The organism is Microcystis sp. M169S2, assembly GCF_020245865.1.
In the GTDB taxonomy this organism is placed as follows: domain Bacteria; phylum Cyanobacteriota; class Cyanobacteriia; order Cyanobacteriales; family Microcystaceae; genus Microcystis; species Microcystis ichthyoblabe_A.
The window spans coordinates 1-15094 of record NZ_JADBUB010000212.1; the positions used below are offsets into that span (position 1 = coordinate 1).

9 protein-coding genes are annotated in these 15094 nt (G+C 47.6%); 5 read left to right on the plus strand and 4 right to left on the minus strand.

Annotated features, from left to right (window positions below):
• Window positions 1–338 precede the first annotated feature (338 nt).
• The 4 genes from IM485_RS19645 to IM485_RS19660 are packed head-to-tail and all read right to left on the minus strand — an operon-like array spanning window position 339 to window position 6673.
• The gene (locus tag IM485_RS19645; protein WP_287745110.1) at window positions 339–2867 is read right to left on the minus strand and encodes a formylglycine-generating enzyme family protein; all 2529 of its coding nucleotides are present in this window, start codon (window positions 2865–2867) and stop codon (window positions 339–341) included.
• Between the two features lie 8 nt (window positions 2868–2875).
• Window positions 2876–3973: an AAA family ATPase gene (locus IM485_RS19650; protein ID WP_287745112.1), complete on the minus strand. Its 1098-nt coding sequence runs from the start codon at window positions 3971–3973 to the stop codon at window positions 2876–2878.
• Window positions 3963–5822: a caspase family protein gene (locus tag IM485_RS19655; protein ID WP_353846029.1), complete on the minus strand. Its 1860-nt coding sequence runs from the start codon at window positions 5820–5822 to the stop codon at window positions 3963–3965. Before IM485_RS19655 ends, IM485_RS19650 begins: the two co-directional genes overlap by 11 nt.
• Window positions 5822–6673: a hypothetical protein gene (locus IM485_RS19660; RefSeq protein ID WP_287745116.1), complete on the minus strand. Its 852-nt coding sequence runs from the start codon at window positions 6671–6673 to the stop codon at window positions 5822–5824. The genes IM485_RS19655 and IM485_RS19660 overlap by 1 nt, the downstream gene beginning before the upstream one ends.
• Window positions 6674–6886: 213 nt before the next feature.
• Between IM485_RS19660 and IM485_RS19665 the strand changes: the two genes are divergently transcribed.
• The 5 genes from IM485_RS19665 (at window position 6887) to IM485_RS19685 (ending at window position 14290) form a co-directional block, all read left to right on the plus strand.
• A complete protein-coding gene (locus IM485_RS19665; RefSeq protein ID WP_287745118.1) occupies window positions 6887–7372 on the plus strand; it encodes a type II toxin-antitoxin system VapC family toxin in 486 nt (161 codons plus the stop codon).
• Between the two features lie 316 nt (window positions 7373–7688).
• On the plus strand, window positions 7689–9533 hold the full coding sequence (locus IM485_RS19670) for an alpha-amylase family glycosyl hydrolase (protein WP_287745120.1): 1845 nt from the start codon (window positions 7689–7691) through the stop codon (window positions 9531–9533).
• A 99-nt stretch (window positions 9534–9632) separates the two neighbouring features.
• Complete coding sequence (locus IM485_RS19675) at window positions 9633–12860, plus strand: M4 family metallopeptidase (RefSeq protein ID WP_287745122.1); 3228 nt, start codon at window positions 9633–9635, stop codon at window positions 12858–12860.
• A gap of 44 nt (window positions 12861–12904) precedes the next feature.
• The gene (locus IM485_RS19680; RefSeq protein WP_104395379.1) at window positions 12905–13129 is read left to right on the plus strand and encodes a hypothetical protein; all 225 of its coding nucleotides are present in this window, start codon (window positions 12905–12907) and stop codon (window positions 13127–13129) included.
• A gap of 165 nt (window positions 13130–13294) precedes the next feature.
• Window positions 13295–14290, plus strand: a complete 996-nt coding sequence (locus tag IM485_RS19685; protein WP_287745124.1) for a DUF2278 family protein — start codon at window positions 13295–13297, stop codon at window positions 14288–14290.
• Window positions 14291–15094 lie beyond the last annotated feature (804 nt).

Below are 15094 nucleotides of genomic sequence, written 5' to 3' on the forward strand. Positions count from 1 at the left end.
GTGCAAGATTTTGAGAGAATCGTCGTTCAAAACCTTGCGTCTTCATCGGCCCGCGTCCTGTAGGGGCGAAGCATTCGGACAATAACCTATCGGTGAAAAGGTAGATTTTCTATCCGAATGCTTCGCCCGTACTTATTCAGCCAACCCTAGATAGAGCTTGCTGAATAAATCTAAAAACTCTGTTGGATTGGAGAGATTGACATTTGAGGGAATGAAACGACCCCACCCCCAAACCCCAGGTAATTGACCCCCTAAACTAATACACTTGTACTATAGCCTGCCTAAAAAAATTCCAGAAAAGGGAATGAGGGAAAAAAGGGAAAAAAAGGGGAAAAGGGTTACAGAGTCCTCCCAGCACCGCACACCACCCGAAAACCGCTGAGGACGTAGTCGTCGACGCGGAGGTAGTCGGGGTCGCGGCAAGCAGAACGGCAGACATAAGGATCGTCGAACCAAGAACCGCCCCGCACTACACGACCTCGGTCATCTGTCAAGAGTTCTTGTATACTATTTAATGGGTTTTGATAACGATTATCATTATTTGTCTCGTCCCAAACACTCCCGTCTGTGGGCGGTGCGCCTTGATAATCTCTGTGCCACGGATCTAAACACCACTCCCAAACATTCCCGTGCATATCGTACAGCCCGAAGGCGTTGGGGGGATAGGAGCGGACGGGGGTGGTTTTCTCTGGGGATTTTTTCGCCTTTTCTTGTTGATAGACCCTTGAACTATAGTAATTCGCCAGTTCTGCCGTGATCGTCTCGCCAAAGTGGAAGGGGGTGGTTGTTCCCGCTCTACAAGCGTATTCCCACTCGGCCTCGCTTGGTAAACGGTAATTTTTTCCCGTGTGACGGGACAGACGAGCGCAGAATTCGATCGCATCGTACCAACTCACGCGCTCGACGGGGTTGTTATCGCTTTGCTTAAAGTTTGCGGGGTCTGGATCGAGGTCTTTTCCTTCCCTCGGTAGGTGGGCCACGAACCGCCATTGCGCCAGGGTAATCGGAGTCTGGCTCAGGTAGAAAGCACTGACGCTCACGGGGTGTTGGGGTTTTTCAGACTTGAAATCGTCCTTTTCTCCCGGTGAACCCATCAGGAAAGTTCCCCCCGGAATAGCAACCATAGTCAGGGGTTCGATGCCCTCCCCTAGGGGTTCTTGGTAGTAGTAGGCCTCCAGGGGTTCTCTTTTGGTAATTTCTCCCCGTTTATCGACGTATAGGGTCTCGAAGGTGAATTTTAGGAGTTTTTCCGGGGTCAAGATTTCCTGTTTTCGCTGCCTCACTCTCTCCTCGATGTTTTGGGCGATATCGGCGTACTCTCCCCCCCAAGTGCGGAGAACAGCCGCGTCCACCTCAGCGAAATAGAGAGAGCGATCGCTGACTGCATCCGCTAGAGAACCCTGTGGATTGGGGATTAGAGCCGAAAAATCGCGAAATTCGCCGTAATGGTCGCGAATATAATCGCCGATGCCGCGCCAAATATCGATCGTGCGCCGGTTGGCACTATCTGCCAACAGTAACTGACGAATGCCGGGGTAAAAATCGTACCAAGCATCCGGAACCGTCGCTCCCTCCGGACTAAAGGTAGATTTTTCGACCAGTCCGCTAAAAAAGACCTCCGCTAGATGCCAATGTTTACTATCGGGTAAAAATCGCCGCTGTGCCAATCGCATCACCGGAGGAATCAGGGGAACGGCCGCCAGCACTTTAGCCAGTTCTCGGGCCAAGGGACTGGCATCGATTAAAAAGCCTCTCAATAACTCTTCCGGGGATTCCGCTTCCGGAGCGGCTGCCTCTTTTTCTCCGGTTTCACCCATATTCACCCCCGCAGTCTTTGCTCCCATTAAAACCCCCTGAATGGAATTACCACCGCTCCCAGCGATAAATTTCGCCCAGGTTGCAAAGTGAGCAGGGGATAGATTGAAAATGGGGAACCGATAGAGAATCTGCTTCGTGCGGAGTCTTTCCCCCACTTGCAGTGTTGCATTGGCAGAAGCGGGACCCGGTGCGATCAAAGGCCGGAGGATCGCCCCCTCTAAAGCGGTTCGTTGCCATAGCTCCTGCGGGAAAATGTGAGCAATGGTGACGGGGTGTTCTTTGCCCAGATCCGCTAGGGTGGCAAAGGCAGACCTCGATCGCCAAGCTTTCCCCAAAGTATCGGTTAGGACGATAAAAAGTCGGTTCCCAGAGGGTGCAACCAGACTGCGAGGGTTCCGTTCGATTTGCCCCGCACCGGAAAGCAAACGAGCTTCATTTTCACCCGTCTCGAACCACCAAACCCGCACATCCCTAAAAAAGCCTTGCCAACGGAAGAGAGTGGTCATTCCCCCCGCTAGATCTCCCCAAAATTCCATCGGGGGAGAGCGATCGATCAACAGGTGAACCTCTAACCAACGTTCTAGGGGAGGACGGAAAGCGAGCATCGGTAATCCCCCCGCTTCGGCCGTCCGTTCCACTGTAACCTCGATATCCAACTCGTCGGACCGTAATCCAGGCACGCGACGCGCTAGGGGGAGAATTGCCTTACTGATGGCGGTGGGTTCGGGTATTGGAAAGGGATCGGGGACGCGAACGGGAGAAGAACGATCGCTCTCGACCGAATCGCGCTTCCGGGAGGTCTGCATCGGGCGATCGATGTTTTCGGGATAGGCAACGGGGAGGGTTGGCTCGATCGCTCCGGGGGGAGGGGTTTTTTCACCGCTGCCGGATGACCGGTTATCCTCCTTATCATTAGATGAGTTTGCTTCCGAATGTTCAGACTGCTCGATCGACCAAGGCGCGATAATTCGATCGAGGTAAGCAGCGCACCAGATCAGTTCTGCCATTTCCCTCTCGTCTTCCCACCAGATGGCTTTTTTCCCTTCCATCTCTCCCCCTACCCTTGCAAGGATTTAAAGAGGGTGTCTAGCAGCTTGCTATCGGGGTCGGTGAGGTCGTTTCCCTGTAGTAACAGATAGACCGCGTTGAGCAGTTGATCGGTGGCTAGTTTGTCTTTGCGTTTGATTCGATCGAGAAATTTCCGGATCAGTTCTCTGGCCGGTTCTTCCAATTGATTTAGGCTCTCCGGGGGGAAACGTTGCTCTAGTATCCGATAGAAATCATCCTCGTTATTGGGTTGTTCTAGTCTTAAACGCAAACATCGACGCAGGAAAGCGGGGGGAAACTCCCGGGCCTCGTTACTGGTCATGAATACTAGGGGGAACTCCTGACAAGACACACAACCTCGATCGATCGGGATTTTTTCCTCGCTGTCGTCCTGTTGACCGCGATAGGGAAGAACGGATTGGTCGCCGATTTTTAATCGTGTCAATTCTGGGATCTCAAAAAATCCCTCCTCGAAAATATGGAGGAGATCGTTAGGCATATCGATATCACTTTTATCGATCTCATCAATTAGCAGCACCGCCGGTCGTCCTGGACGGGATTGTTTAAAAGCCATCCCCATGGGACCTAATCTTAGATAGCTGCCGATATCCGGCTCCTCGTACTCTCCCCCCTCTCCCACTTTCTGTCTTTGTAGGGAAGCTTCCTGTAACCGTCCGATCGCATCGTAGGCATAAAGACCCTCTTTAAGGGTGGTGCGGGAAACGATCGACCAACGGTAGGGGCCGGGTAATCCCAATTCCCGCGCAACTGCGTAGGCCAGGGAAGTCTTGCCGGCGCCGGGGTTGCCCTCGATCAGTAGGGGACGACGCAAACAGAGGGCAGCATTCACCAATTCCACCGCTTTTTTATCCGCGACGAATCCTAAAGCCCTAGGGTCGATTTTTCCCTGTTCGGGCGGTATTTTCTGCGATTTCGCCGCTTTTGTCCATTCTTCCGGGGACAGGCTAAAACTGCGCCAAGGGGGTGGCGGTGGGATGCGATCGAGGTGTTTTCTTTGTTCTTCGGGTGTGGGTAAACTATCGGCACTCAGGGTCAAACCCCGATAGATGCGAAGGTCTTCTGCTTTGGTAACTGGTTTATTGGCCATTGGATTCCACCACTCTCGTGTTTAGAGGTCTCGGTTTCGGGGAGGGTTTGGGGTATAGATCGTCCCAGAAAAGGGCGATTTTTCGCTTGTTTCTGCGTAATTCTTTGATATTATCGGGCCAGTTTCTCCATTCCGAGGGTTTTAGATCGTTATCTGTCATCGGTTGGTTGGCGTTTCGACTCCAGACGGCGATCGGCAGGGATTCCACGATATATTCCAGATCGGCGATCGATGGTTCGGTTCCGATGTAGTAATGTTTCTGGTCAAGATCGCTATTATTTTCCCATAAAGCTCTCTTGATCCCCTCGATCTTGTCGCGTATTTCTCGGAAGTCTTCATCGAAATAGCGATCAAAGGAGTTAATAAAAACAGGATACTTGTATCCGATAGATGGCCCCTCACCGCATCTAAACTTAATATCTTCTAGGGAGTGTTTCAGCAAAGCAAATGGAAGGAAAAATTCAATCTCTAGTCTCACTCGATCGGGTAAATAGTAAAATATTTCAGGAATTACCTGATAGAAACTATCTTGCATTTCTTCTAACATAAAACCTTGTTCTTTTTTATAGATATTCCATAACTTAATTTTATTGTTTATTCCCACAAAAAACATCGTATTTACATGAAAATATTCTGTTTGTAAGCCAGTATTATTATGTTTATCAATTGCGGGTGAGATTACAATTTGTATTCTTCCTTCTAGTTCGATATTTTTATTAAATTTATCCCACAATTCTCTCGCATATTTCTTGATTGTGTCTAACTGCACACCATCCCTATATCGAACAGCTTCACCTTTCCAAGTATCAATATCTTCAGCAATATCTCGGTTTTGATCCTTAAATAACTTCAATCTGCACCATTCAGAAAATAAAATCAAAGGACATATTTCTTGATTAACTGGCTTACTAGACAAATCTTTTAGTTTTTCTCTAAGCTCTTCTATGTTTGAAATAGATGATGATTTGGGATCCTCATAGACTAACAGAAAAGAGTTGATTAAAAATAAACTATTATCGGAATTAATTTTTAAAATATCGACAAGGTTTTCGATTAAATTAAATCGTTGATTTTCCCATTCTCGCGCAGTTTTCGGAGAGAATGGCAAAAACTGAGCATAGGTTTCAATTCCTAGCGCAGAATAATTAACACGCTGATTACTGTCAACATTTTGGTTCATTTTATCAACCAACCAACCTAGATCGACATATCCATGGTGGGAATAAAACTCGATCGCTTTTATGTCATCGAGAGCTTGTTGCAGCGATCGGGATAAAACGCCTTCGATCGCTGTATCTTTTGACCTACAAGCTGCCATAACATGAATAGCTATATTAGCTCCTCGAACCGCTTCATATTGTTTGATCGCATCGCTAACGAATTTTATAATATCTCCCGCACCACTTTGGGAGTAACAAGTATCAATAATATAGAGAACTTGAGAGATGGTTACTTGCTTATTTTTAATAGGACGAACTAAGTCTTGAGTCGGTAAAGCCGTTGAGGGGATATCGTCACTATTTGTATCTTCCAGTATGAGATAATGTCCATCCCCTTGACAATATTCGCCATGACCAGAATAGTAAAAAATAAGAATATTTTTCGTTCCATGTCGCTCTCTATCCCGAAGCCAATTAGGGAATAATTTTTTAAGATCGTCAGTTGTGGGATTCAAGTGTAAACTTGGCAGAACTCTTTCATATCCAAAACCACTGGTAAACAGACTGTTCACCAATTCTAAATCCGTCTCGACGCTGGGTAATTGCTTGTCAGGGTCTAAGTTCTTGTAATCCTTTGTCCCACAAGCGATTAGATAATACTTGATTTCTTCATCCATACCATTACCCATCAATCGATTAACCCCGATCGAATCGCTTCCCCAGTTTCAACCGCCGTAAGATAGCTTTTGGCATCATGAGCCTCGCTACCATTATAAACTAGCTTATCCTCGATAGTTCCCTCAAATAAAGGGTTGAGTTGCTTTGTCAACGCCACCACATCGCCATCGTCCGCGATATTTACCCATCTTTTCACATTTCCGGGCCAGCGCCCCAGGTTATTGCGGGGGGATGGTTGCAGTTGATCGAAAATTAATTGTCTTATCCCCAAAGGAGAACCGAGAGTGACAAAGACTTTAATCGGCCATTCTGGATGCTGACATAAAGTTTCGTAACAGACGATCGAACCGAGAGAATGAGCTACAAGTACCCGCGTATCTTCACCGATACATTCTATTACTCGCTCTTGAATCTGCTGTTTTAGCTTTCGATCGTGTAAATAGCTCCCCACTTGCTTAAGATAAGAAATAACCAATTTCTCGGCAATGCTACCGAAAAACCGAGATTCACTTAACCCCGACAAAGCTCTCTGGATAATTTTTGGGGTAGATTTTTCTCTCGAAAGGCTATCTGCATTGGGATGATTATTTTCCACTCGTTCCGTTTCTTGCCACCACAACTGGAGTAATTCTTTTTCCCAATCGGAATCGACATCATTAACATCGTAGTTCGGGATGCCGATCGCTTTCGATTTTCCCCGAAAAATATCTCCGTAAAACGCACAACGAAAATCAGTATCGGACTGTAACTCGGTTCCCGCGAGTTTCAATCCATCCTTGAGACTTGGCAACCACTCAGCACAAATCGTGTTGCTACCCCTAAATTCTTGCGCGATGCCATGAACACCGACAATTTTAGCCATGATCCTCCAGTTACAGGGCTTTCCTATCCCTGTTGATTTTCAATTTTAAGATGAAAAGTTAAAACTGATCAAATTTTTATTGCAGGATTTAGGAACAAATAATGTCGATTCCGATCAGACTTTATTATCTCAATTAGCCAGAACTTGGACAGAGGCGGATGAGATGGATTTTTTACAAAATATAGAGGCCTTTCGAGCAGTTGAGGAAAGTTTGTGGAGCTAAGACCGATTCTACTGGATACCAACGCTTACACCGCTTTTAAACGTAATATTTTTGAAGCAGTTGAGGTTATTAGTAACAAGCCTTTAATTGGTTTAAATAGTGTAATTTTAGAGGAATTATATGGTGGTTTTGCGTTTGGTTCTAGAGAGGAATATAACCGAAGGGAACTTAAGCAATTTTTGGAAATATCCAAAATTAACTGTTTTGCGAACGCAAAGCGCTCGCTACGCGAGATCGATTGCGATACCGCCGAATATTACTCTAGAGTTTATTGTGACTTGAGGAAAAAGGGCAATCCGATTCCCACTAACCATATGTGGATCGCGGCGATGGCTCTACAATATAATCTGGCTTTATTTAGTTATGACAAGCATTTTCGGGCGGTCAATGGGTTGATAACGGGAAATAGCAGCGCCGATTTTGCGATTATTCGATCTAAAAAAAATCGCTTCGGTTCGGTATCGCTGAAAGTGTAGCTTCAAGGGGTACCAGGAAGCCAAAAGGAAGAATCGAACTTATCAAAAAATATTTGAGGGGGAGTCCTTAACTTTTGTTAAAAATAAGTGAGTGGACAGACTCGGAAAAATTAAGTTTTGAAAATTTGACAGCGCTTTACTATACTTTCACTTTACCCTAGAAGAAGAGCATCAAAAAGTCAAAAGATATACATGAAGACGGTTAAAAAGGAGGGAATAAACCAACGAACTCATCCCCAGAAAAAAGCTTTTTAAGTAGGAATTAAAAGAGCGGCGGACAGGGTGAGTAGTTTGAAAGATTGAGAGGAAAAATACCATGACGACAACCGTTCAACGCTTAAGCCAACTAAATTTTGCATCCCTATCACCGGCGGGGGGATCGTTCCCGTCGCCGATCGCCTGGGAAGACCAAGCGTTCTATTTCTTGATGCTCGATCGCTTCTCCGATGGTCGTGAAAATGGGTACAAGGACAACGAGGGGAATTTAGTCCGGAGCGGGACAACCCCAGCCTACAGTCCCGCTGGTGCGGAAAATGCCGTGAAAACAGAGGCGGATGCGGCTCGCTGGCGCGAAGCAGGAGTCAAATATGTGGGAGGGACGCTCAAGGGGTTAGAGAGCAAAATCGGCTATCTGAAACGATTGGGGGTGACGGCACTCTGGATTAGCCCTATTTTTAAACAGGTTCGGTTTCGGGAAACTTATCACGGCTACGGCATCCAGAATTTTTTGGAGGTGGAACCCCACTTTGGCAGCCGCGAAGACTTGCGGGAAGTGGTGCGAACTGCCCATGACAAGGGCATCTATGTGGTTTTGGATATCATTTTGAATCACGCGGGCAACGTCTTTTCCTATTCGGGAGAACAGGATCGCCCTTGGACTGGGGAGATGTACCCGGTTGAGGGTTTCAACGATAAAAACGGTAATCCTACCATACCCTTTGCCAAACCCGATCCGCAAAATCCCCCCGATTATGATGGGGCATTATTTCCGGTGGAATTGCAGGATCCCGATACCTTTACCCGTAAGGGGTACATCAAAAATTGGGACTATGACCCCGAATTCCGGGAAGGAGATTTCTTTGACCTGAAGGACATCGATCACGGCTACGGTTCGGCCGACGATTACCAGGTATCCCCCGCCCTGCGCCACTTGTGTGAAGCCTATAAATACTGGATCGCCTACGCCGATATCGATGGCTTCCGCATTGATACCGTCAAGCACATGGACATGGGCGCGACTCGCTACTTTGTCTCGGTGATTCGCGAGTTTGCCCAAAGCATTGGCAAGGAAAATTTTTTCCTGCTGGGCGAGATTACCGGCGGACGCAAACGAGCCTACGAAACTCTGGAATTAACCGGACTCAGTGCCGCTTTAGGGATCGATGATATTCCCGATAAGCTGGAATATCTGGTCAAGGGATATCGCAATCCCAACGACTATTTCAGCCTGTTCCGTAACTCGGAGTTGGTCAATAAAGGTTCTCATATCTGGTTCCGCAATAAGGTAGTGACTTCCTTTGACGATCACGACCAAGTACGCAAAGGTAATCAGAAAGCTCGTTTCTGTGCCGATGCCGATGCCTCGAAAGTCGCGCTGAATGTTTTAGCCTTAAATGCTTTAACTTTGGGCATTCCCTGCATCTATTACGGCAGCGAACAATGTTTTGATGGCCGGGGAGGAAGCGATCGCTATATCCGGGAGTCGATGTTCGGCGGTGAATTTGGAGCGTTCCGAACCAGGGGGCTACATTTCTTCAATGAAGACCATCCAGTTTATCGGGAACTCGCCAAAGTGCTGGAAATACGGCGAAAAAACATCGTCCTGCGGCGGGGTCGCCAATACCTGCGCTCGATTTCGTCCCCCGATGATGGAGTCCGCTTCAGCTTGCCAGAGATGGTGGGGGGACAGATTCGTTCTCTAGTGCCTTGGTCGCGGATTTTCAATGGGAAGGAGGTACTGCTGGCGATTAACACCGATTATGACCAGCCTAGAACGGCCTGGGTGACGGTTGACAATGAACTGCACCAGGCAGGGGATGGGTTGAAGTGCCTTTACTCAAAAGATGCGGCGCAGATTGGTCAGTCGGTGACGGTGGAAGCGCGGAATGGCAAGGCGGTATTGATTACTGTTCCAGCGGCGGGTTTTGTGATTTTTGAGTGAGGTGGGGACATTATCTGAAGCGACAAAGGGCATTTCGATAACTACGAACTACAAATACTTCGAGGACAATTCCTCTTCAAGCAAGCAGGTTTAAATATCATGAGAAATATCACACAACGTCAACCATCACTGCTGGGTCAATTGCGGGAGATTGATCCAAATCTCAACATTCAGTGGGACGAGATAAGAGGGGTAGCATCCTCCATCCGTGGGAACTTGACAACTGCTCCTGCTGTTGCACCCACTAATCTTCGGGCTGTTGCTGAACCTAATAGCCTGGCTTTCCTAGAAACCTATGGTGAACTATTGGGTCCACCAGATATCAGCAGGTCGCTCAGACTGCTACGCAGCCGCACCGATGATTTGGGATGGGTTCATCTGGAGTTTCAGCAATACCATTATCCCAACGGCGAACAGCCTGTCTTAAGGGAATTGATCCAAGATAACGCCATAGAGGTTTATGGCTCAAAACTGGCGGCCCATTTTAAGTCAGACGGCACATTAATTGAAGTGCAATCGAGTTGCTGGCGAGATATCCAGGTAGATAGAGAATTAGCCATTAATCCTCAACAGTTGCAGACATTACTTCTACAGCGTATTGAACCAGTGCAAGGCTTTTCAGAACTTCGCAGTCGGGTTGAGCCGCAAGAAGGAAGTTTCCCGTTAACTGACCCACCTCGTCTAGTGGTTTACCCCTGGCAAAATGCCTTCCGCCTAGCTTGGTTGTCTTATGGGTATGGAGCCTACAACAGGGATAGTAGGGGGGAACTAACAGAAATTCCTAATATTACCTATGGACAGTTGGTTATTGATGCAACTACAGGCGAGGAAATCCTGTTTGCACCAACCATTCATACGGCGGAAACTGCTGACACTGGCTCTGGTCTTGCAGTAACACCTCTCAGCAGTCCCACTACTCGGACATTAAATATCGTCCGGTTAGACACAACCTCCACCTATCGTCTTAAAGATACGACCCATAGCCGAGACATCGTGACTTACGATGCTGCTTGTAGCACTTCTTATAATTCCAACTCAGAGATTGGAACTGCTCTGGTTAACGGTACTCTTCCGGTTTCAGAAGATACAGAGGGCGACAAGAATTGGAATCGAGTGCCTTCAGCGACTGTTAGTCGCACTGACGGTCAGCAACCAGAAGTCGATGCCCATTATTTCGCTCAGCAGCAGTATGAGTGGTACAATGCGCTGGCTGGCAGAGATGGGTGGGATGACGGGCAGTATCCTAACCCTCCAGTGCCTCCTCTAACCATAAATGTCCTTGCTCACTGTTATCCACCAGATGAGTGGGCGCCTGATGACTGCACCACAGTTAATGCTTACCATTGGCGCAGAAAGGCAGCAGGGGTGTGGACATATTGGCTTGCCTTTATGAATGGAAATGGCACCACCTATGACTACCCTGCCGGTTCGCATTTCATCTTCGCCCACGAGTATCAGCACGCTATCACTAATTGTTCTTTTATTGATGGTGCAAATGACCCAGGGCTCACCTACTCAGGTTGGTTAGGAGCCGTTCACGAAGGATTGTCGGATACCTTCGGCGGACTCTCTACTGAACAATGGAGACCGGGAACAGATATTTCCCCCGCTACTCCTGCTCTAATCTTCCGCAATCTAGCCTATCCACGAGATGCAGCAGCTTACGCTTCTAACAAACTAGATCATTTTGATGATCGCAACACCACAACCGACTTCTACGCACGAGGCACTATCCTCGCCCACTGTGCTTATCTGATGGGTCAAGGTGGGGTTCATCAACGGGCCTCACGCACTCCGGTTCTGATCCCGGTGTATAGTATGGGGCGGCAAACGGTTGGCGGCAAAGATTTTCTGAAAGCTGCGCGGATTTGGTATCGCGCCCTTACTAACTATTTCAGCAATATCGGAGCTGCTACGGGACTTCCAGGGAACGATGAGAACACTTTCCGTACATTGCGAAATGGTTGCGTGAGTGCCGCAGAAGATCTTTATGGCACAGGTTCTCTCGAACACAAAACAACCATACTGGCGTTTTATGCTGTGGGTCTCCATCCTGTGGGTACTACTTACGGTGCAGACGTAACCTTCCTGCGCTGGGGTGCTAGCTGGTGGATGTCTCGTCCTTATATCGGTATCTCTAGTCCAGATTGGTCATCGGTGGATCTCTTCATCAACAATGGCGGAGCTTCGGAGTGGAATGCTCTCATCAATATCATTGATTCAACGGGCAATCCTACCCAGTATGAAAACACCGTCTATTGCCGCGTCAGAAACGTAGGTGATCAGGCTGCCCAGAATGTACAGGTGAAGTTCTATTATGCAAAGGTTGGTACACCCAGCGGTTGGCTAGAGGTGACAGACAAGGATGGCAACATTCAAGTTCTCAATATTGGTACACTTGTAGCAGGTGAGTCCAATTTCCCGGATAGTGCCCAGAACAGTCCCCCTGCCAGTGCCAGTGTGAAATGGTACATTCTACCTCTAGCAGCGGGTGAAACGGTTGACCATTTCTGCTTGAAGGCAGTTGTCACTTCTGATAACGATGTCAACAATTACAACAATGAGGTGCAGTCCAATATCGCCTATGCTCCTTACACACCAGGAACACCTTTCCGGTTGCCCTTCATCGTCACGAATCCGTTAGATGAGGAAATTGCCCTGGAACTGAAGGTGCAGGGGCCTCTGCCACGGCGGTGGAAAGCGCGAATTCTAGGAGACACCCAAGGAATCCGGCTGAAACCCCGTGAAGAGCGGCTTTTAAATCTGACAATTGATATGCCCCCCGGCGAAGACCAGCAGCTTGAACCTCCCTTTGATGGGGAAGTCCGAGGGAAGGTATTTGGTTCCCTTTCGGGTCCTTTTGCAGGAACCCTGACTGACATCACCTGGGATGGGCAACGCTTAAAAGGTCGGTTAGTTGGCAACCTGGATGCAATTGGTTCGTTCATCGGTAGCTTTGAAGGGACTTTAGACGTGAAGACTTGGCAAATCAAAGGTCGAGTCACCGGAAACTTTCAGTGCGCTGGTACGGGAAACACCAGTCAACCTTGTCTGGGTCTAGAAGCCTGCCTCAGACCTTTGCGGAGAATCGATATCAGCCAGTTGGTTAACGGACAGCCAATCAATGGAACGACAGTTCAGGTGCAAGTTCCGATTCCTGACAATCCTTATGCTTGGAAACTTCCTCCTACTAATACCTATGTGGTTCCAGAAGCAGCAGGTTGTAAGAATCGTTCACTGCTATTTTTGGCAGTTGCGATCGCTATACTTCTGTTTGTTTTGATGTGGCTATATGTCACTCAACAACCAGTTGAATTGATTCCTTGAAGTGAGTCTCTCAAACGTTTCACAAATTCGGAGGAAAAATAATCATGAAAATAATCAAATATTTAGCCTGGGCATGGGTCATCATTATCGGAGGTTTGATGATTACTCCAGGGGGAGTTCTTTGTACCGTCTGTGGCGTACCTATTGATGCCGTTGGTTTTATTGGGTATCCCGCAATCACTTTCCTAGGGATTGGGTCGATCACTCTTGGTGTGGTGGGATTAATAACCAGTGTCCTAGAAGTAACCCAGGGGAAAGTCGCTAGATAAGGCGGCAAAGACTACACAAGGTTCAACCTGGCCTACAAGAGCAAGCGATCGCTACTCTCTCCAAATCTCCAAAACCAACCTGTCAGATTCAGGAGTGCGCCCTGGGAAGCAGTGCCTTCGGCGATCGCTATTACTAAATAAATAGAAAAGAGAGGTATTGAGAAAATGTCTCTAGCAACCTATGGAGTATTAAAATGTCGGGCTTTGGAACGCAAAATCGATCCCCAGACCGATCCTTCGCCCCATTATCAGGTTTTGGTAAGCGATGGGCAGAAAAAACACCGCATCGCCATCAACGTCAAATCCCAAGAAAGCCCTTCGGATTTGCTGTATCTAGTCAATGATGCCTTTCAACACCCAATCTTAAATCAGTTAGCGAACTTCAGTTTAGGATTCCACAAACTGGAAAGCCAACCCGGAGGTGTGGCTCTGGATTTTATTCGCGGGAATTTGTTCCGTCCCGAAGACATGAAGCCACTGCCCCCAGACGTTCCCGGACCGGGCAATGACTTAAAGGAATTGATTGACTTGTACGTTCAGCGGGCTATTCAAGCTGAAGATGCGGTTTTGTACGCCTTCGGAGCCTCTTGGGGGCCAGAACCGACCACCCCCGACCAATACTTTGATTTTGTTCCAGGCAGCGGTATTCACGACATCCACATGAATCAGGGCAGTGTGGGCAGATTCCAAAGGGATAACGGCGTTTATCAGGATGGCGCACTGCTGATTCATTTCCCCTCCCGCCACCAATGGATCGGCATCTTTCTTGCCTTCCAGTCCCAATCTTTCCATACCGATGATCGCACGGGCGATGCTATTAAAGAGGTGCCAGTGGAGGCAGCCGTGAGGATTCTGGCGGCACTGGTGAATCCGATGGGAGCAGATCCAGGCAAGGAGTCGGTGACCCTGATCAATATTTCGCCGGATGTTGTCGATCTAAACGGTTGGTCTTTGGCAGACAAGCAGAAGCGCAAGTCTCCTTTGCGCCACATCCGCCTCAAAGCAGGGAGCATCGTGACGGTACCATTGGGCGGGGCGGACGCACAACTATCCAACGAGGGAGGTATCATCACGCTGCTAAATGCTGGGGGCATCAAAGTTCATGGGGTTTCCTATACCAAGGAACAAGCTCAGAAGCAGGGATGGATAATCGTGTTCTGAATCGAAACCGAGATTCAGACCAATTGTCCATTGAAAGGTTAGTTTTATTGAGAAGAAAAGAAACGATCACTGCTTTGGAGAATTGAAATGCGATCGCAATTGCCCCTGACGGGAGGTGCGATATTTGGCGTTGCTGATTTGAGATATGATACTAAATCCGTTGAGTATAGGTAACATATCAGACAAGCAAAAGGCAAAGGGGAGAATAAATAATCAGTTTTTAATAACTGGATTTAGTATGAATCTTCTCTTGTGGGATTTTTAAAACCTAGACCCAAACTAACTTTTGGATACGATGCGCAGTGGGCATTCATACCTTGATTCAGCAACGCCCCATTCCCATTTGAAGCAGCAAGCTCTCAACGACCTTGAGAGTAGTTTACCGAAAAATTGGGTTTAAAGCCTCGCCCCTTTAGGGCGATTTTATAGGATGTATGATATTAAGAATAGCGGGCAGGGTAAGCAACCGCTTGAAAAACCCAGTCATCGCCGAATGAACGCACCGTTCGGCAAAAGCTCACGGCCGAAGCCTTGAAAACTAGAGTTATGGGGTTCTATAGGGGAATGCTCCTATAGGTAAAAGCTCTCAGCGTCAAGTACCAAAGAAACCAATTATTTTAGAGGTTTTGAACTGGTATCGTAGGGCATAGGAGAACAGGCTTCTGTAACCCACATTCCGCACCCTAAGCTGTCACAGAGAGAAATTACGGAGAGAAAAAATCAAAGTGAGCATAAAAATAAACATAAGGAGCGAAAAAAGGCATTTGAGAAACAGTAAAGCACCAAAAATGGCATCAAAACCTA

Bases quoted from the DNA above. Each gene is read 5' to 3' on its own strand.
- IM485_RS19645 (WP_287745110.1), bottom strand. From the start codon at position 2,867: ATGGAAGGGAAAAAAGCCATCTGGTGGGAAGACGAGAGGGAAATGGCA.
- IM485_RS19650 (WP_287745112.1), bottom strand. From the start codon at position 3,973: ATGGCCAATAAACCAGTTACCAAAGCAGAAGACCTTCGCATCTATCGG.
- IM485_RS19655 (WP_353846029.1), bottom strand. From the start codon at position 5,822: ATGGGTAATGGTATGGATGAAGAAATCAAGTATTATCTAATCGCTTGT.
- IM485_RS19660 (WP_287745116.1), bottom strand. From the start codon at position 6,673: ATGGCTAAAATTGTCGGTGTTCATGGCATCGCGCAAGAATTTAGGGGT.
- IM485_RS19670 (WP_287745120.1), top strand. From the start codon at position 7,689: ATGACGACAACCGTTCAACGCTTAAGCCAACTAAATTTTGCATCCCTA.
- IM485_RS19675 (WP_287745122.1), top strand. From the start codon at position 9,633: ATGAGAAATATCACACAACGTCAACCATCACTGCTGGGTCAATTGCGG.
- IM485_RS19680 (WP_104395379.1), top strand. From the start codon at position 12,905: ATGAAAATAATCAAATATTTAGCCTGGGCATGGGTCATCATTATCGGA.
- IM485_RS19685 (WP_287745124.1), top strand. From the start codon at position 13,295: ATGTCTCTAGCAACCTATGGAGTATTAAAATGTCGGGCTTTGGAACGC.